This window comes from Acidovorax sacchari (assembly GCF_042847045.1).
Classification (GTDB): Bacteria; Pseudomonadota; Gammaproteobacteria; order Burkholderiales; family Burkholderiaceae_C; genus Paracidovorax; species Paracidovorax sacchari.
The window spans coordinates 220,011-236,196 of the sequence record NZ_AP035783.1; the positions used below are offsets into that span (position 1 = coordinate 220,011).

General features: G+C 67.3%; 16 protein-coding genes. 8 read left to right on the plus strand and 8 right to left on the minus strand.

Going from position 1 to position 16,186, the window contains the following annotated elements; genetic code table 11:
• Window positions 1-52 precede the first annotated feature (52 nt).
• The 3 genes from ACGHC0_RS01025 (at window position 53) to ACGHC0_RS01035 (ending at window position 2,296) form a co-directional block, all read left to right on the plus strand.
• A complete protein-coding gene (locus tag ACGHC0_RS01025; protein WP_415267177.1) occupies window positions 53-685 on the plus strand; it encodes a helix-turn-helix transcriptional regulator in 633 nt (210 codons plus the stop codon).
• A 101-nt stretch (window positions 686-786) separates the two neighbouring features.
• Window positions 787-1,515 (plus strand): alpha/beta fold hydrolase, encoded by a 729-nt coding sequence (locus ACGHC0_RS01030; RefSeq protein ID WP_415267178.1) that lies wholly within the window; start codon window positions 787-789, stop codon window positions 1,513-1,515.
• Window positions 1,516-1,558: 43 nt separating this feature from the next.
• Window positions 1,559-2,296: an OmpW/AlkL family protein gene (locus tag ACGHC0_RS01035; protein ID WP_415267179.1), complete on the plus strand. Its 738-nt coding sequence runs from the start codon at window positions 1,559-1,561 to the stop codon at window positions 2,294-2,296.
• Between the two features lie 45 nt (window positions 2,297-2,341).
• Here the strand turns inward: ACGHC0_RS01035 and ACGHC0_RS01040 are convergent, their stop codons facing one another.
• The 7 genes from ACGHC0_RS01040 to ACGHC0_RS01070 all read right to left on the minus strand — a co-directional run bounded on the left by ACGHC0_RS01040 (window position 2,342) and on the right by ACGHC0_RS01070 (window position 11,131).
• Window positions 2,342-3,673: a sulfatase gene (locus ACGHC0_RS01040; protein ID WP_415267180.1), complete on the minus strand. Its 1,332-nt coding sequence runs from the start codon at window positions 3,671-3,673 to the stop codon at window positions 2,342-2,344.
• A 17-nt stretch (window positions 3,674-3,690) separates the two neighbouring features.
• Window positions 3,691-4,668: a Bug family tripartite tricarboxylate transporter substrate binding protein gene (locus ACGHC0_RS01045; protein ID WP_415267181.1), complete on the minus strand. Its 978-nt coding sequence runs from the start codon at window positions 4,666-4,668 to the stop codon at window positions 3,691-3,693.
• A 36-nt stretch (window positions 4,669-4,704) separates the two neighbouring features.
• A complete protein-coding gene (locus ACGHC0_RS01050) occupies window positions 4,705-6,045 on the minus strand; it encodes an arylsulfatase (RefSeq protein ID WP_415267182.1) in 1,341 nt (446 codons plus the stop codon).
• 108 nt (window positions 6,046-6,153) lie between these two features.
• Complete coding sequence (locus tag ACGHC0_RS01055; protein ID WP_415267183.1) at window positions 6,154-7,059, minus strand: LysR family transcriptional regulator; 906 nt, start codon at window positions 7,057-7,059, stop codon at window positions 6,154-6,156.
• A gap of 104 nt (window positions 7,060-7,163) precedes the next feature.
• Window positions 7,164-8,666: a fumarate hydratase gene (locus ACGHC0_RS01060; protein ID WP_415267184.1), complete on the minus strand. Its 1,503-nt coding sequence runs from the start codon at window positions 8,664-8,666 to the stop codon at window positions 7,164-7,166.
• A 33-nt stretch (window positions 8,667-8,699) separates the two neighbouring features.
• Complete coding sequence (locus ACGHC0_RS01065) at window positions 8,700-9,677, minus strand: tripartite tricarboxylate transporter substrate-binding protein (protein WP_415267185.1); 978 nt, start codon at window positions 9,675-9,677, stop codon at window positions 8,700-8,702.
• A 65-nt stretch (window positions 9,678-9,742) separates the two neighbouring features.
• A complete protein-coding gene (locus ACGHC0_RS01070; protein ID WP_415267186.1) occupies window positions 9,743-11,131 on the minus strand; it encodes a class-II fumarase/aspartase family protein in 1,389 nt (462 codons plus the stop codon).
• 98 nt (window positions 11,132-11,229) lie between these two features.
• On the opposite strand from ACGHC0_RS01070, the gene ACGHC0_RS01075 reads away from it, so the two are divergent.
• Window positions 11,230-11,964 (plus strand): GntR family transcriptional regulator, encoded by a 735-nt coding sequence (locus ACGHC0_RS01075; RefSeq protein WP_415267187.1) that lies wholly within the window; start codon window positions 11,230-11,232, stop codon window positions 11,962-11,964.
• A 52-nt stretch (window positions 11,965-12,016) separates the two neighbouring features.
• On the opposite strand, the gene ACGHC0_RS01080 is transcribed toward ACGHC0_RS01075, so the two are convergent.
• Window positions 12,017-12,928, minus strand: a complete 912-nt coding sequence (locus tag ACGHC0_RS01080) for a LysR family transcriptional regulator (protein ID WP_415267188.1) — start codon at window positions 12,926-12,928, stop codon at window positions 12,017-12,019.
• Window positions 12,929-13,039: 111 nt separating this feature from the next.
• On the opposite strand from ACGHC0_RS01080, the gene ACGHC0_RS01085 reads away from it, so the two are divergent.
• From ACGHC0_RS01085 to ACGHC0_RS01100, 4 genes are read left to right on the plus strand one after another with little or no spacing between them, the layout of a single operon-like run.
• Window positions 13,040-14,035 carry a 2Fe-2S iron-sulfur cluster-binding protein gene (locus ACGHC0_RS01085; RefSeq protein ID WP_415267189.1) on the plus strand — a complete coding sequence of 332 codons (996 nt, stop codon included), beginning with the start codon at window positions 13,040-13,042 and terminating at the stop codon, window positions 14,033-14,035.
• 24 nt (window positions 14,036-14,059) lie between these two features.
• Window positions 14,060-15,325: an aromatic ring-hydroxylating dioxygenase subunit alpha gene (locus ACGHC0_RS01090; protein WP_415267190.1), complete on the plus strand. Its 1,266-nt coding sequence runs from the start codon at window positions 14,060-14,062 to the stop codon at window positions 15,323-15,325.
• A 4-nt stretch (window positions 15,326-15,329) separates the two neighbouring features.
• Entirely contained in the window at window positions 15,330-15,842 is a 513-nt protein-coding gene (locus tag ACGHC0_RS01095; RefSeq protein ID WP_415267191.1) for an aromatic-ring-hydroxylating dioxygenase subunit beta, read from the plus strand.
• Between the two features lie 11 nt (window positions 15,843-15,853).
• The gene (locus ACGHC0_RS01100; RefSeq protein ID WP_415267192.1) at window positions 15,854-16,183 is read left to right on the plus strand and encodes a non-heme iron oxygenase ferredoxin subunit; all 330 of its coding nucleotides are present in this window, start codon (window positions 15,854-15,856) and stop codon (window positions 16,181-16,183) included.
• Window positions 16,184-16,186 lie beyond the last annotated feature (3 nt).

Sequence of the window (16,186 nt, forward strand, 5' to 3'; positions counted from 1 at the left end):
ACAATATGTTTGGACTCCCGATCAACTGACCAATGCTGGATAAAATGTCCAGATGAAGAAGAAGGCGCACACCGCGGAGCAGCAGGCCATCCTCGAACAGGTCCAGCACATCGCCTCCGCGCTGGGAGAGACGTTCGCGCCGTTCACCGAGGTCGTGCTGCACGACCTGCGGTCGCCCCGGCACGCGATCCTCGCCATCCACAACAACCTGTCCGGCCGGAAGGTCGGTGATCCCGCGACGGAACTGGGCCTGGCCCGCATCGCGGACGACCAGTACCCCCAGGTGCTGGCCAACTACGCCAACCAGTTCGCCGACGGCCGCCGCGCCAAGAGCACCTCGATCGGCATCAAGGATTCCGAAGGGCACTACTTCGCCGCGCTGTGCCTGAACGTGGACATGACCGTCTTCCGCGGGATCGCCACCATGATCGAGCAGTTCTCCGCCATCGGCGAAGACGGCCGCAAGGAGTCGCTGGACACGGGCAACGCCGACGCGCTGCGCGACCGCATCGACCGCTTCGCGATGACGCTCGCCACCACGCCCCGCGCGCTGCGCACCGAGCAGCGGCGCGAACTGCTGCAGACGCTCAAGGGCGAAGGCTTCCTGGAGATCAAGCGCTCCATGGACACGGTGGCCCAGCACCTGGGCGTGTCCCGGGCCACGGTGTACAACGACATCCGGTAGCCGCCTGGCACCTTGCGTCCGCCGGCCTGGCACGCAGCGGCCATCCGCGGCCCTGCTGCCGGGCCACCATGGGTCTCCCCACCACACAAGGAGACAACGACATGGCGGACACCTACGTACTGGTCCACGGCGCCTGGCACACGGGCGAAACCCTGGCGGCGACGGCGAAATACCTGCGCGCGCGCGGCCACACCGTGCACTGCCCCACGCTGCCGGGCAACCGCCCCGGCGACGGCACGGCCCCGCTGGGCCTGCAGGACGCGATCGACGGGCTGGTGCAGTTCCTGGAATCGAACGACCTGAAGGACGTGCGCCTGGTCGGCCACAGCTATGGCGGCATGCTGCTCTCGGGCGCGGCCGACCGCGTGCCCGAACGCATCCGGCGGCTGGTGTACGTGAACGCCTTCGTGCCGCTGCCCGGCGAATCCCTGGCCGACATGGCGCCACCTTACTACCGCGCGATGTTCGAAGGCATCGCGGCCGCCAGCGGCGGCGGGGTGCAACTGCCGTTCGAGGTCTGGCGCGAATCCTTCATCAACGACGCCGATGCGGACCTGGCGCGCACCACCTATGCGCTGCTGCACCCGCAGCCGCTGCGCTGCCTGACCGACCCCATCACCCTGTCGCAACCCACTGCGGCGCTGGCGCTGGGCAAGTCGTACCTGAACTGCCGTGAGGACACCGCGCTGCCCCACAGCCTGCCCTGGCATCCGCGCCTGTCGGAGCGGCTCGGCCTGTTCCGCTACGTGGAGGCCAGCGGCAGCCACGAGGCGCTGTTCACCGACCCGGAAGGCTTCGCGCGCGGCATCGAGCGCGCCGGGCGGGATTGATCTGCAAGGCCGGCACACGGACATCCATTCAGGAGACGACACCATGCAAGCCATCGCACGCCACACGCACGCCGCCGCTGCCTTCGCAGCCGCCGTCGGCTGCCTCATCGCTGCGCAGCCCGCCCAGGCCCAGGCACCGACGCAGCCACAACAAACCACACAGGCCACAGCGCGAACGCCATCGGCGGACCTGTCCGCGCCATCCCCCTGGCGCATCTACGCCGGTGCTGCGCACATCGGCTTCAGCACCTCGGCCGAAGTGCGTGCCGGCGGCCAGCTCGTGCCCGGCGCAAATGCCGAAGCGGATTCCAACAACAGCCTCGGCTTCGGCGCCATCTACGACTTCCACCCCGGCTGGAGCGCCGAAATCGCCCTGGGCCTGCCGCCCACCACCGCCCTCAAGGGCACCGGCACCCTGAGCAGCGCGGGCACGCTCGGCAAGGTGAAATACGGCCCCGCCGTGCTCTCCGTGCGCCGCCACCTGTGGGAAGACGGCCCCGTGCGCCCCTACATCGGCGCGGGCATCAACTACACCCTGGTGCTGGAGTCGCGCGATGGCTTCGTGTCGAACCTTCACGTCAGGAACGGCGTGGGCCCGGTGCTGCAGGCCGGCTTCGAAGTGCCGATCGACCGGCGCTGGAGCTTCTTCGTCGATGCGAAGAAGATCTGGCTGAAGACCACGGCGACCGGCACGCTGCCCGCGCTGGGCGGGGCGCCGGCGCATGCGAAGGTGCGGCTGGATCCGCTGGTGGTGACGGCGGGGGTGAGTTATCGGTTCTGAGAGTCGGGCTGCGATACGCCTTTTGCTTTTCTGGTCCGTGCAGGACTAGAAACTGGCCCGCGGCAGATCTTTTTCGGTGAAGACCAGGTAGGCGCGGGCATCTTCCGGAATGGGGGGCAGGGAGTCGTTCCATCGCTCCCAGGAAGTCTTGAGCTCCTGGAAGATGTCCGGATACCGGGAACGCAGGTTGGCACGTTCTCGAACGTCTTCCCCGAGGTTGAAGAGGTACTCGTTCTCTTCGACCTGCAGATACTTCCAGTCCCCCCGCACCACCGCCTTCTGCCGCAGGTGGGTCATGCGCCAGAACAGGTCCCGTGTCTTTGCGGGCTCTCCGTCGCACAGTGCCGGTAACAGGCTGACCCCGTCCAGGGGATAGTCGTCGTGGCAGCGGGCGCCGGCCGCATCCAGCAGGGTGGCTGTCCAGTCCATGGTCATGTTGGGAATGTCGCTCACACTCCCCGCCGGCATCCGCGCGGGCCATCTGGCGATGAGCGGAACCCTGATGCCGCCCTCGAGGAGATCCATCTTCTGCCCGACCAGCGGCCAGTTGTTGGAAAACCGTTCGCCGCCGTTGTCGCTGGTGAATACCACCAGGGTGTTCTCGTCCATGCCGCGCCGCTGGAGTGCCTCCATCACCCACCCGATGCCTTCGTCCATGTGGTGGATCATCCGCTGGTAGGTCTCGATGGAGCCACCGTCCAGGTGCTTGCCGACACCCGCGATCCGCCGGGACTCGGCTGCGTCGTCCCGGGTCAGCCAGGGCCAGTGGGGCGCGCTGTAGTGCAGGCTGAGCAGGAATGGACGATCGGCGGGTTGCTGTTCGATGAATGCGACGGCCCGCTGGCTCAGGATGTCCGTGAGATAGCCTTCCTCCCTGATCTCGGTTTCGTTTTCCCAGAGGTCGGGCTGCCCTTTGGGATTGCAGTGGGCAAAATAGTCGTTGCCACCCGCGTGGAAGCCATAGAAGTGCTGGTACCCCGAGAGGCGGGGCGAGAAATGGGGTGGATAGCCGAGATGCCACTTCCCTATCAGCGCCGTGGTGTAGCCCGTGTCCCGCAGCAGAGAAGGCAGCGTCGGGTGCTCCGGAGGCAGGCCCAGGACCTTGTCCTGCGAGACGGTGGGAATGGGCTCCTCTGCCCCTCCGCGCAGCCGGTACTGCCAGCGGCCTGTCGCCAGCGCGAATCGCGTGGGGGAGCAAACGGAGGAGTTCGAATAGCCTCTCGTGAAGCGCACACCGCCTGACGCGATCCTGTCGAGATGGGGGGTGATATCTGCCGGCCGCCCCTCGGCATCCCGGGCTCCGGTGCATCCCAGGTCCGCATAGCCCAGGTCGTCGGCAAGGATGAAGATGAGGTTGGGACGCTTCTCCTGGGACATATGCGCTTTCTCCGTGCTCAGTTCAGTGGGATCTTCGCGGTATGGACCAGCGCATTGAACTTCGCAAGGCTGTTGACGACGAAGTCCTGCGTCGCAGCAGGCGACAGATGGCCTCCGACCTGTCCGGAAGCCTCCAGCGCGAGTTTCACTTCAGGATTCTGAAGGGCCTCGGCGATGGTCGCGTTGAGCTTCGCCACGATGGCAGGATCGATGCCCCTGGGTGCGGCAGCCACGAAGAACTGGGTGGCGTCGTAGCCTTTGAGGCCCGCTTCTTCCATCGTGGGCACGTCGGGCAGGCTGGGAATACGGAACCGGGTGGTCACGGCATAGGCCTTCAGCTGCCCCGCCTTGATCTGGGACAGCACCGGAGTCACCCCGAGCATGCCCAGGGTCACCTGGCCGCCGACGATGTCGGTGACGGCCTGGCCACCGCCTTTGTAGGGAACATGGACCATTGCGGTGCCTGCCATCGTGTTGAAGAGTTCACCGGCAAGGTGCTGGCCGGTGCCCGTGCCGGAACTGGCGAAGCTCCAGCGGTCGGGATGCTGCTTCATGGCGGCGATCAGGGCACGGAGGTCCGACGGCGCATTGGCCATGGTCCCCACCATCACGATAGGGCCCTGCGACATCAGGGCGACTGCCGCCAGCTCCCGGCCGATCTCCGGTTGCCGCTGCGTGTGGATGATGGGGCCAGGCACGGTGAGCAGGGTGTAGCCATCGTTGGGAGCCCGGGACACGTACTGCAGGGCGAGTGCGCCTGAAGCCCCCGGCCGGTTGTCGATCACGATGCTCTGCCCTATTTTTTCGGAGACGACCTTGGCAATCGCCCGGGTCAATACATCGACGGAGCCTCCTGGCACGTAGCCCACGACCCAGGTGATCGGCTTCGCCGTCGGCCAGGGCCTGGGGGCATCCGCGGCACCGGCAAAAAGGGCGCTGCAGCATGCAGCGAGAGCGGCAACGGAACGAACGACACGCAGCAGAGAGGGTTTCATCTTTGGCTTCCGAAGAGTGGGGAGTGGAGTAATGAACTATCGGTGGGCAGCTTCGGGGTCCTTCGCCCCGGGCTTGGTGTTGGGATGCACTTCCACGCTATCGTTGAAAGCCTTCACCATGCGCAGCATGGGCCCCATCACCCAGGTATTGAAGACGAGCACATCCGTCTCTTCCTTCGGGTCTCGCGTCAGATTGAACAGGTAGGGCGATTCCAGCTTGCCCTTGCCTTCGTTCACTTCCGGCTCCCAGTAGAAGTGCAGCTTCCAGTCGCGCCACTTCAATGCCCGCATTTCCTGCTTGATATAGAAAATGAATCCCTCCCGCGCCGACTTCTCCTCGTTTTCCAGCAGGAATCGCCGCTGGTCCAGCCCGTCGATGGGGCGGTCGGCCGGCACCGCCGCGCCACCGACATGCGCCAGCGTCGTGAAGATGTCCGTGACATGGAAGATTTCATTGCTGACGCGTCCCGGCCGTATGCGGCCGGGCCAGCGAGCGATGAAGGGAACCCGCAGGCTTCCTTCCATCGCGGTGTGGTACGTGCCCCGCCAGGGACCGGCGGTCCCGCGGTAGGGTGCACGAAACTCCGGACCATTGTCGCTGCAGAAGATGAACAGCGTGTCGTCGGAGATGCCCAGGCGTTCGATCTCGTCGATCACCTGGCCGACGCGATGGTCCATTTCCACCATCGAATCGGCAAAGTCCCCGTTCCCCGTCCGTCCGGAAAACTCCGGGTGAGGGAGCGTGGGGAAATGCAGATGGACCAGCGGCAGATACAGGAAGAACGGTTTTCTGGCAGCCGCGTGCCGCTGCATGAATTCACAGCTCTTGTCGACCAGGTCGGCGTCGATCTTCCGACGCGATTCCAGGTCGTACAACTTGACTTCCTTCGTCGGCTCGCCGGACTTGCCTTCCATGATGTAGGGCAGATCGGCCGCCGAGGGGTCGAAGCCGATGGACGATGTGAACTGGCTCTCATCGGTCGTTCGCGGGATGCCGTACCACTCGTCGAACCCGCGGTCCGAGGGATACCGGCCATGGACGTCGCCGAGGTGCCATTTCCCGAAATGGGCGGTGGCGTATCCGGCATCGGACAGCAGTTGTGCCAGCGTGCGCTCCCATCGGGTAAGGCCCTGGGGCAGGCCTGGCGGGACCGACTGCAGGCTGCCCGTGCGGATCGGATGGCGTCCCGTCATCAGGGCCGAGCGGGTCGGGACGCAGTCGCTTTCGACGTTGAAGTTCTGAAGCAGGACACCTTCGCTTGCAAGCCGGTCGATGCGGGGGGTGGGCGCCCCGCGCAGAGCCCCGCCGCCGTAACAGCCGAGCTCGCCCCATCCCAGGTTATCCGCCACGACGAGAACGATATTGGGTTGTCCCATGGCAATGGCCTCTCAAGTTCTGAATGTTGGAGAGGTTCATGCCAAAAGGGTGCCCGATGCATTCCCTGGCGAACGCATTCGCATTCCATGCAGGAATGCCTCAAGCCCTTATTCCTGCCGAGGGTCGCGGTACGAGAGGAGCAGGTCCCTCAAGTCGGTCATCAACGCAGACCAGGTCGCCTGGGGCCGTGAAAGCAGTACCTGGGTACGGTGGATCTGCAGTTCGGGCACCGACAGGGGTGTCACCCTGCCTAGCCAGTTGCGCAGTACCGACGCAGGGACCATGGAAAGCAGGTCGGTCCTGGTGATGATTCCCATGACGGCCTCCGAGACGTAATCCGGCTCCAGTGCGACATGCGGTGCCGGTGCCCCGTTCTGCTGCAAGGCCCGCTGCAGCGCCTGGAGTGCTGCGCTGTGCTGGGAGGGCATGACCCATGCGAAAGGTGTCAGGTCCTGCAGGCCGACGGACGCCAGCCGGGCCAGCGGGTGGCCCGCTCGGACGACCAGGCGCATCTCTTCCTGGCTGAGAGCGATTTGGGAACAACTCAGCGATTGCCCCTGGTAGGAAGGCACCACGGCGAGGTCCAGTTCGCCGTCCTCCACTTTGGCATTGAGTTCATCCGATTTGCCGATGTGCATCCGGAGCCTCATCCCGGGGCGCCTGCGCACCAGGTCGGACACGGCGAGCACCGCAATGGAATCGCTCGAAGGGCTCGTGATGCCCAGCCGCAGCAGCCCCGAGTGCCTGGCCCTCAGTTCGGACGAGAGGCGACCCAGTTCCAGGTGCTGCGCCTCCAGCCGTTTGGCCGCTTCCAGGAAGAGCTGCCCTTCGCTGGTCAGCCGAACCCCATGCACGCCGCGCTCGAGAAGGGAGACGCCCACGGAGTCCTCGAGCCTGCGCAGTGCCTTGGATACGGAAGGCTGCGTCACCCCGAGGTTGATGGCTGCGCGACTGAAGCCGCCACTGCGCACGACCTCGATGAAGGCAGCGATGTCTGAACGTGAAAGATCCATGCCCGAGAGTAATGTCTATCGCGCCGTCGTGGAATGGAAGGCCATCTTCTCGTCCAGGGCGGCGGACATCCCCGCAGGTGCATGCCGTGGGGGCCGCCGGTGGCTCAGGCGGAAGCCATCATCCAGGTCTGGTGTATCGACGCGCCTGTCCCATCGACGGCCACGGTGACGGGAAAGTCCTCCAGCACGAATTCGTGGATCGCCTCCATGCCCAGATCCTCGAACGCCAGTACCCGTGCCCCGACCACGGCTCGGGAGAGCAGGTACGCGGCGCCGCCCACGGCGATCAGCGATGCCGAGCCGTGGCGACGGATGGCATCCACGGCTGCGGTGCCGCGCTCGGCCTTGCCGATCATGGCCAGCAGCCCCGTGCGGGCCAGCAACGGCTCGACGAATGCGTCCATGCGCGTGGCGGTGGTCGGTCCCGCCGGTCCCACGGCTTCCCCGGGCACCGCATCGACCGGGCCCACGTAGTAGACGACGCGGTCGCGCAGGTCGACCGGCAGCGGCTGGCCGGCATCGAGCATCGCCACCAGGCGGCGGTGGGCTGCATCGCGCGCGGTGAGCAGCCGGCCCGACAGCAGCAGCGTCTGGCCGACGCGCCAGCCCGCCACCTGATCGCGATCCAGCGTGTCGAGGTCGACACGCAGCGCGCCCCCGCTCTCGAAGCGGTCCGGAATGCCATCCCATAGCGAGGCCGGTGGTGGTTGCAGCCGCAAAGGTCCACGGCCGTCCAGCGTGAAGCGCAGCCAGCGGGTGGCGGCGCAATTGGGCACCAGCGCCACCGGCAGCGCCGCGGCGTGCGCGGGTACGGTGGCCACCTTGACGTCCAGCACCGTGGCCAGCCCGCCCAGGCCCTGGGCACCGATGCCCAGCGCGTTGGCGCGGGCATGCACTTCCAGCCGCAGGGCTTCCTCCGGCGTGGCGGCGCCACGTGACTGCAGCGCGCAGATGTCGATCGGCGCGAACAGGCTCTGCTTGGCCAGCAGCATCGCCTGCTCGGGCGTGCCGCCGATCCCGATGCCGAGCGTGCCCGGCGGGCACCAGCCGGCGCCCATGCCCGGCAATTCGCGGATCACCCAGTCGGCGATGCTGTCGCCGGGCAGCAGCGTCGCGAAGCGGGCCTTGAGGTCCCCGCCGCCGCCCTTGGCCGCGACCAGGACCTCGACCGTGTCGCCTTCCACGATGTCGCAATGCACCACCGCCGGCGTGTTGTCGCGCGTGTTGCGGCGTGCGCCCAGCGGGTCGGAGACCACCGTGGCGCGCAATGGGTTGGCCGCGTCGGTATAGGCGCACCGGGTGGCGGAGTCGGCGATGGCCTGGGGCGTGCGCAGCGCGCCGCCGTCGCGCCGATGGAAGCGCGCGCCCACGCCGATGCGCAGGAACACCTGGGCGAGCCCCGTGTCCTGGCAGACCGGCCGCCGTCCCTGCGCGGCCAGGCGGCTGTTGACGAGCAATTGCAGCAGCGCGTCGCGGGCCGGCGGATGCGTCTCGCACTCCCAGGCCGTGCGCAGGGCCTGCACGAAATCCGGCGGGTGGAAGCAGCTGACGTACTGCAGCGCATCGGCGATGCCGTCTTCGAGGTCTTCCTGTGCGATGGATGGCATGGTGGGGGTGCGTGGGCTGTCTTGCGCCGCCGCTCAGTCCAGCGAGATTTTCGCGTCCGCCGCGACCTTGCGCCAGGTCTGCACCTCGGCGGCGGTGTATTTGCGGAAGGCTTCGGGGGCGTATTGCGCCTCGGGCAGCAGGCGGATGCCCTGGTCGGTCATCTTCTTCTTCCAGGCGGCGCTCTCCATCGCCTTGGCGTAGGCCTGGTAGACCTTCTGCACCACGTCCGCGGGCGTGCCCCGTGGCGCGTAGATCCCATACCAGGTGGCCGTCTCGAAGCCGGGTATGACCTTCTGGCCGAGTGCCGGCACGCCGGGGAATTGGGGCATTTCCTTGTCGGAGGTCAGGCCGATGGCCTGAATGCGGCCGCCGGCGAGCTGCGGCAGCGCCGTGTTGGTCTGGTCGAACATCGCGTCGAGCTGGCCGGCGATCAGGTCGGTCATGGCGGGGGCGGCCCCTTTGTACGACACCGAGGTGATCTCGATGCCCGCCCGGCTGGCGAACAGGGCCGCCACCAGGTGCGAGGTGGAGCCGACACCGGCGTTGCCGAAGTTCAGCGCGCCCGGGTTCTTCTTGCCGAAGGCGATCAGCTCCTCCGCGCTGCGGTAGGGCGAATTCTTGCCGACGAGCAGCACCAGCGGCGTGTCCGGGAAGCGGAGCACGGGTTCGAAATCCTTGACCGGGTCGTAGGCGAGCTTCTTGTAGAGGGCCGGTGCCGCGCCCATGTAGCCCATGTGGCCCACCAGCATGGTGTATCCATCGGGCGCGGCGCGCGCCACCCTGGTCGCGCCGATGGTGCCGCCGGCACCGGCCGCGTTCTCGATCAGGATGGTCTGGCCCAGCTGCCGGGAGACGTTGTCCGCCACGTCGCGCGCCATGGCGTCGGTCGGGCCGCCCGCGGCGAAAGGCACGACCCACGTGATGGGGCGCGAGGGATAGCCCTGGGCGTGGGCGGCGGCGAAGGCGGCCGTGAGGGCGAATGCGAGGACGGTGCGGCGCAGCAGGGCCATGGGAGTCTCCGGGTGTGAGTAATTCTGGAATCGGCGAACGGGGTGGTCGGCGGTGCGCGCGGCCGTCATGCGATGCGCGCCGACAGCGCGAGGGCGCGGTCGACCATCTGCGGCGCGAGGCCGAGATAGTTCGCGGGATCGGTCAGGCGGTCGATGGCGGCCCGGTCGAGGTACTGCGTGACTGCAGGCAGCGCGGCGAGCGCCTCGGCCAGCGTGCCGCCGCGCTCGTTGACGGTGCGGCAGGCGTCGTAGACCACGTCGTGCGCGTGCTGGCGGCCTAGCGCGGGCGCCAGGCCCATCATCACGGCCTCGGCCACGATCAGGCCGCGGCTCAGGCCCAGGTTGTGCCGCATCCGGTCCTCGTCGACGATCAGGCCGCCGAGCGCGAATTTCGCCTGGTGCAGGGCACCGGCGGTGAGGATGAAGCTCTCGGGGATGGCGATCCACTCCGCATGCCATGGCCCCGTGGCGCGCTCGAAATCCTGCACCATGGCGTCGACCATCAGGCCCGCGTGCTGGCGCACCGCCTTGGAGGCCGCCAGCATCAGTTCGCTGGAGATCGGGTTGCGCTTCTGCGGCATGGTGCTGCTGGCGCCGCGGCCCTTGACGAAGGGCTCGTACACCTCGGCGAACTCGGTGCTGGCCATGATCATGATGTCCAGCGCGATCTTGCCGAGCGATCCGGTGACGAGCGCGAGCAGGTTCACTGCTTCCGCGAAACCGTCGCGCGCCACATGCCAGGTGGTGGCGGGGATGCCCAGGCCCAGCTCCTCCGCCATGGCGGCCTGCACTTCCAGGCCCTTGCCGCCCAGCGATGCCAGCGTGCCGGCCGCGCCGGCGAACTCGACCACCGCGACCCGCGGCCGCAGCTCGGCGATGCGCTGCTGGTGGCGGTCGAACATCGCCAGCCAGATCGCTGCCTTGTAGCCGAAGGTCACCGGAAGCGCCTGCTGCAGGTGCGTGCGGCCGGCCATGGGCGTGTCGCGGTGCTTCTTCGCGAGGCCGGCCAGGATGGCGCGCAACGCGCGGACATCGGCATCGATGGCGTCGAGCGCGTCACGCACCTGCAGCGCCACGGCCGTGTCCATGATGTCCTGGGTGGTCGCGCCCCAGTGCACGTAGCGGCCGGCCTCGCCGCACATCTGCGCGAGCTGGTGGACCAGGGGCAGGATGGGATAGCCGACGATGTCGGTTTCTTCCCGCATGTGGTCGAAGTCGATGCGGTCCAGGCGCGACTGCCGGGCGATCGCCTCGGCCGCCTCGACCGGTATCACGCCGCAGCGGGCCTCGGCGCGGGCCAGCGCGATCTCCGCATCGATATAGCGCTGCACCAGCGCGCGGTCGGAAAACAACCCGCGCATCGCGGCGGTTCCGAAGGCGTCGCGGAACAGGATGGAATCGACCACCGTGCTGGCGGCGGGAAAGAGCGTGGCGGACGGATCGGACGGGTGCATCGGGCAGGCCATTCATTCATATGTTCGGACATAAAGACTTTATATGTTCGGACATATTGGAGGCTCAGGGATTACCCTGTCGGGGATAATCGAGGGGCATGAAGAGGCCTCACTACACGGACATCGCCCGCCACCTGACCGAGTCCATCACCACCGGCCATTTCGCGGTGGGCAGCCTGCTGCCCACCGAACTCGAGCTGTGTGCCCATTACGGGACCAGCCGCCACACCATCCGGGCGGCGCTGGCCGAACTGCAGGCGCAGGGGCTGGTCTCGCGGCGCAAGAATGTCGGCACCCGGGTGGAGTCGGCGCAGGCGCGATCGGGCTTTCGTCCGACGCTGGCGTCGGTGGACGACCTGGTGCAGTTCAGCGCGACCCACATTCGCCAGGTGCAGTCGGTGGGCGAGGTGGAGCTGGGGGCGGGAAAGGCGCGCGAACTGGGCTGCGCGCCGGGCTCGCGCTGGCTGCGCATTTCCAGCCTCCGGCTGGAGGCCGGTGGCCTTCCGGTAGGCTGGACCGATGTCTATGTGGACCCTGCCTATGAGGCGGTCGGCACGATGGTGCGCCAGGAGCCCGGTACGCTGATCTGCGCGCTGATCGAATCACGCTACGGCCGGTCCATCGCCGAGATCCGGCAGGAAATCCATGCGGCGACCGTCACCGGCACGTTGGCAGAGAAACTGCAACTCGACCCGGGCGCCGTGGTGCTCAAGGTGATCCGGCACTATCTCGACGCCGACGGCGTGGCCTTCGAAATCTCGGTGTCGGTCCATCCCGCCGAGCGGTTCTCGGTGTCGATGCGATTGCGGCAGTCGGAGCCGCTGCATCCGTAGCATCGAAAGAAAGGCTGGCGGGCACCGGCCTGCCCGGGCATTCAGTCCCCGCTCAGTCCCCTTCCGCGAACATCTCCACCACCACCCCCCGCAACCACTGGTTCCCCGGATCCCGGTGGTACTTCGTGTGCCAGAACAGGTTGATCGCCACCTGCGGCAATTTGGCGGGGTGGGGCGCATAGGCCAGCCCGAAGGGCTCGGCCATGCTCTGGGCCATCTTCTCGGGCACGGTGGCGACCATCTGCGTGGCCTGCAGGATGTGGCCGATGGCGACGAAGTGTGGCACGGTGAGGCGCACGTCGCGGGCCACGCCCATGCGCTCGAGCAGTTCGTCCACCTTGCCGTGGCCCGTGCCTTCGGAGACGACCACCACGTGCTGCGCCTTCGCGAAATCCTCCAGCCCGATGCGGCGGCGCCTGTGCAGCGGGTGGCCCTGGCGGAAGAGGCACACGTAGGGCTGGCGGAACAGCCGGCGCTGGAAGAAGCCGGCTTTGAGCTGCGGCAGCAGGCCCACGGCGAGGTCCACCTTGCCGGCTTCCATGGCGTCCTTCAGATCCGTCGCTGAATTGCGCACGGTGGTCAGGCGCACGCCCGGCGCCACCTGGGCCAGGCGCTCCAGCAGGCGCGGCAGGAAGTAGATCTCGCCGATGTCCGTCATGCCCACCTTGAACACGCGCCGGCTGCTGGCCGGGTCGAACCCCAGCTTGTGGTTCAGGGCGCCGTGGATCATCGCCAGCGCGTACGACACCGATTCGGCGAGCTGGTCGGCGTAGGGCGTGGGCTGCATGCCGTGGGCCGTGCGCAGGAACAGCTCGTCGCCCAGCAGGCGCCGCAGCCGCGCAAGGGCGTTGCTTACGGCCGGCTGCGTGAGGCCCAGGTTCTCCGCGGCCTGCGACACCTTGCGCGTGACCAGCAGCTGCTGGAAGACCACGAGCAGGTTCAGGTCGATGTCTTCCAGTTCCATCGCCAACCTTTATTCATCAGGGTGATGCTCTGTATTCATGCCATTCTATTGGCTGATGAATGAATCGCGGGAATGATCGGGGCCATAACGAAACCCTGGAGACAGTCCCCGATGGAGTTGCATATCGAGCCGCTGGGCCGCGTGCTGCCCGTGGCGCCCGGCGCCAATCTGCTGGAAGTGCTGCGCGCGCACCAGATCCCCGTGTCGTACAGCTGCATGGCCGGGCGTTGCGGCACCTGCCGCTGCAAGGTGATCGCGGGCGAGGTGCTGGATTCCGGCCAGGCGCTGCGCATGCCGCCGCTGGGCTGCGATGGCGAGGCGCAGTACGTGATGGCCTGCCAGACGGTGCTGAGCGAGTCCTGCACCATCGAGATTCCCGAGCCCGACGAGGTGGTGGTGCACACCTCCCGCACGCTCAAGGCCACGGTGACGGCGGTGGAAACGCTCACGCACGATATCCGCCGCCTGCTTCTGAAGCCGGCCAAGCCGCTGGATTTCTCGCCGGGGCAGTACGCGCAATTGCAGTTCGGCCCGGGCCTGGTGCGGCCTTATTCGATGGCCGGGCTGCCGCACGACGATGAACTCGAATTCCATGTGCGGCTGGTCGAAGGCGGGCTGGTGTCCACCCACGTCGCCAGCGTGCTGGCGGTGGGCGATGCGGTGCGCGTGAGCGGGCCGCTGGGCTCGGCCTACCTGCGCCGCAAGTACGAAGGCCCGATGCTCTGCGTGGCGGGCGGGACGGGGCTGGCGCCGATCCTCTCCATCGTGCGCGGCGCGCTGGAAGCCGGCATGCCCAATCCCATCCACGTCTATGCCGGTGCGCGGTCCGCGCGCGATGTCTATGGCCTGCAGTGGCTGGCTGACCTGCAGCGCCGCCATCCGCAGTTGCAGGTGCATGCCGTGGTGGCCGCGGCCGATGCGGCGCCGGGGCAGCGCACGGGGCTGGTCACCGATGCGATCGCGCAGGACTGGCCTTCGCTGGAAGGCTGGCGTGCGTACCTGTGCGGATCGCCGCCGATGGTGGAGGCGGTATCGCTGCTGGCGCGCCAGCGCGGCATCTCTCCCGAGCACCTCTATGCGGATGCTTTCTACGCCAGTACGCCCTGACACACATCCCAAGGAGACAACGACATGAGTACGCCCCACCCCGTCTTCCCATTGCAGCCCGTCTGGGAGGGCCCCGGCACCCACCGCGTGCCGTTCGCGGCCTACACCAGCGAAGATATTTACCGCCGCGAGCTGGAGCGGTTTTTCTACCGCGGCCACTGGTGCTACGTGGGCCTGGAGGCCGAGGTGCCCAACCCCGGCGACTTCAAGCGCACGGCGATCGGCGAGCGCTCGGTGATCCTCACGCGCGGCGAGGACATGCAGCTGCACGTGGTGGAGAACGTCTGCGCGCACCGCGGCATGCGCTTTTGCCGCGAGCGGCACGGCAACCGCAAGGAGTTCGTCTGCCCCTACCACCAGTGGAACTACAGGCTCGATGGGGCGCTGCAGGGCGTGCCTTTCCGGCGCGGGGTGAAGCAGGACGGCAAGGTGCACGGCGGCATGCCGGCGGATTTCAAGCTCGAGGAGCACAGCCTCACGCGGCTCAAGGTGGCCGTGCGCGGCGGCGTCGTGTTCGCCTCGTTCGACCAGGATGTGGAGTCGCTCGAGGACTTCATGGGCCCGGTCATACTGGGCTACTTCGACCGCATGTTCAATGGCCGCAAGCTGAAGATCCTCGGCTACAGCCGCCAGCGCATTCCGGGCAACTGGAAGCTGATGCAGGAGAACATCAAGGACCCGTACCACCCCGGGCTGCTGCACACCTGGTTCGTCACCTTCGGCCTCTGGCGCGCGGACAACAAGTCGGAATTGAAGATGGACGCGCGCCACCGCCATGCGGCCATGGTGTCCACGCGCGGCGAGGCCAAGAAGCAGTCGGACGTGTCCAACGTCTCCAGCTTCAAGGCCGGCATGCAGCTGGAAGACCCGCGCTTTCTCGACATCGTGCCCGAGCCCTGGTGGGGCGGCCCCACGGCGGTGATGACCACGCTGTTCCCGAGCGTGATCCTGCAGCAGCAGGTCAACAGCGTCTCCACGCGCCACATCCAGCCCGTGGGCCACGACGCCTTCGATTTCGTGTGGACGCATTTCGGCTACGAGGACGACACCGACGAGATGACCGAACGCCGCCTGCGCCAGTCCAACCTGTTCGGCCCGGCGGGCTTCGTCTCGGCCGACGACGGCGAGGTGATCGAGTTCTCGCAGCAGGGCTTCGAGCAGAAGCCCTTCCACCGCGCGCTGGTGGAGCTGGGCGGCCACGACGTGGGCGACACCGACCACATGGTGACCGAGACGCTGATCCGCGGCATGTACGAATACTGGCGCGGCGTGATGGAGAAGGAGGACTGAAGCCATGCGCACGATCACCACCACCGCGACCACCGTCACGCCCGCCATCGACTTCGCCGACTGGTTCGCGCTGCAGCAGCTCTATGCCGACTACGCCGCGGCGCTGGACGCCGCCGACTGGGACCGCTGGCCGGGCTTTTTCACGGAAGACTGCGTGTACCGCCTGCAGCCGCGCGAGAACCACGAGCGCGGCCTGCCGCTGGCCACGCTCTCGTTCGACAGCCAGGGCATGCTGAAGGACCGGGTCTATGGCATCCGCGAGACGCTGTTCCACGACCCCTACTACCAGCGCCATGTGATCGGCACGCCCCGCGTGCGTACGGCCGGCGAGGGCCGCTGGGAATGCGAGGCGAACTACGCCGTGTTCCGCACCAAGCTGTCGGAGCCCTCCACGGTGTTCAACGTGGGCCGCTACCTCGACATGGTGGTGCGCACGCCCCAGGGGCTGCGCTTCGCCCGCAAGGAATGCATCTACGACAGCGAAATGATCCTGAATTCCATCATCTACCCCATCTGAGGAGACATTCCATGACCGCCATCGATACCGCATGGACCGAGGCCGCCGCACTGGACGACGTGCCCCAGGACGACGTGGTGGGCGTGACCGTCGCCGGGCGCGACGTGGCGCTCTATTCCGTGGAAGGCGAGGTGTTCGCCACCGACAACCTCTGCACCCACGGTAATGCGCGGCTGTGCGACGGCTTCCTGGAGGGGCACGAGATCGAATGCCCGCTGCACCAGGGCCGCTTCGACGTGCGCGACGGCAGCGCGCTGTGCGCGCCGCTCACGCAGGGCCTGCGCACCTACCCCGTGCGGATCGAGCAGGGCAAGGTGTACCTGCAAATCGACGGGGCGTGAGGA

Excerpts from the sequence above, each read along its gene's own strand:
- ACGHC0_RS01025 (WP_415267177.1), top strand. The coding sequence starts at position 53 with ATGAAGAAGAAGGCGCACACCGCGGAGCAGCAGGCCATCCTCGAACAG.
- ACGHC0_RS01030 (WP_415267178.1), top strand. The coding sequence starts at position 787 with ATGGCGGACACCTACGTACTGGTCCACGGCGCCTGGCACACGGGCGAA.
- ACGHC0_RS01035 (WP_415267179.1), top strand. The coding sequence starts at position 1,559 with ATGCAAGCCATCGCACGCCACACGCACGCCGCCGCTGCCTTCGCAGCC.
- ACGHC0_RS01040 (WP_415267180.1), bottom strand. The coding sequence starts at position 3,673 with ATGTCCCAGGAGAAGCGTCCCAACCTCATCTTCATCCTTGCCGACGAC.
- ACGHC0_RS01045 (WP_415267181.1), bottom strand. The coding sequence starts at position 4,668 with ATGAAACCCTCTCTGCTGCGTGTCGTTCGTTCCGTTGCCGCTCTCGCT.
- ACGHC0_RS01050 (WP_415267182.1), bottom strand. The coding sequence starts at position 6,045 with ATGGGACAACCCAATATCGTTCTCGTCGTGGCGGATAACCTGGGATGG.
- ACGHC0_RS01055 (WP_415267183.1), bottom strand. The coding sequence starts at position 7,059 with ATGGATCTTTCACGTTCAGACATCGCTGCCTTCATCGAGGTCGTGCGC.
- ACGHC0_RS01060 (WP_415267184.1), bottom strand. The coding sequence starts at position 8,666 with ATGCCATCCATCGCACAGGAAGACCTCGAAGACGGCATCGCCGATGCG.
- ACGHC0_RS01065 (WP_415267185.1), bottom strand. The coding sequence starts at position 9,677 with ATGGCCCTGCTGCGCCGCACCGTCCTCGCATTCGCCCTCACGGCCGCC.
- ACGHC0_RS01070 (WP_415267186.1), bottom strand. The coding sequence starts at position 11,131 with ATGCACCCGTCCGATCCGTCCGCCACGCTCTTTCCCGCCGCCAGCACG.
- ACGHC0_RS01075 (WP_415267187.1), top strand. The coding sequence starts at position 11,230 with ATGAAGAGGCCTCACTACACGGACATCGCCCGCCACCTGACCGAGTCC.
- ACGHC0_RS01080 (WP_415267188.1), bottom strand. The coding sequence starts at position 12,928 with ATGGAACTGGAAGACATCGACCTGAACCTGCTCGTGGTCTTCCAGCAG.
- ACGHC0_RS01085 (WP_415267189.1), top strand. The coding sequence starts at position 13,040 with ATGGAGTTGCATATCGAGCCGCTGGGCCGCGTGCTGCCCGTGGCGCCC.
- ACGHC0_RS01090 (WP_415267190.1), top strand. The coding sequence starts at position 14,060 with ATGAGTACGCCCCACCCCGTCTTCCCATTGCAGCCCGTCTGGGAGGGC.
- ACGHC0_RS01095 (WP_415267191.1), top strand. The coding sequence starts at position 15,330 with ATGCGCACGATCACCACCACCGCGACCACCGTCACGCCCGCCATCGAC.
- ACGHC0_RS01100 (WP_415267192.1), top strand. The coding sequence starts at position 15,854 with ATGACCGCCATCGATACCGCATGGACCGAGGCCGCCGCACTGGACGAC.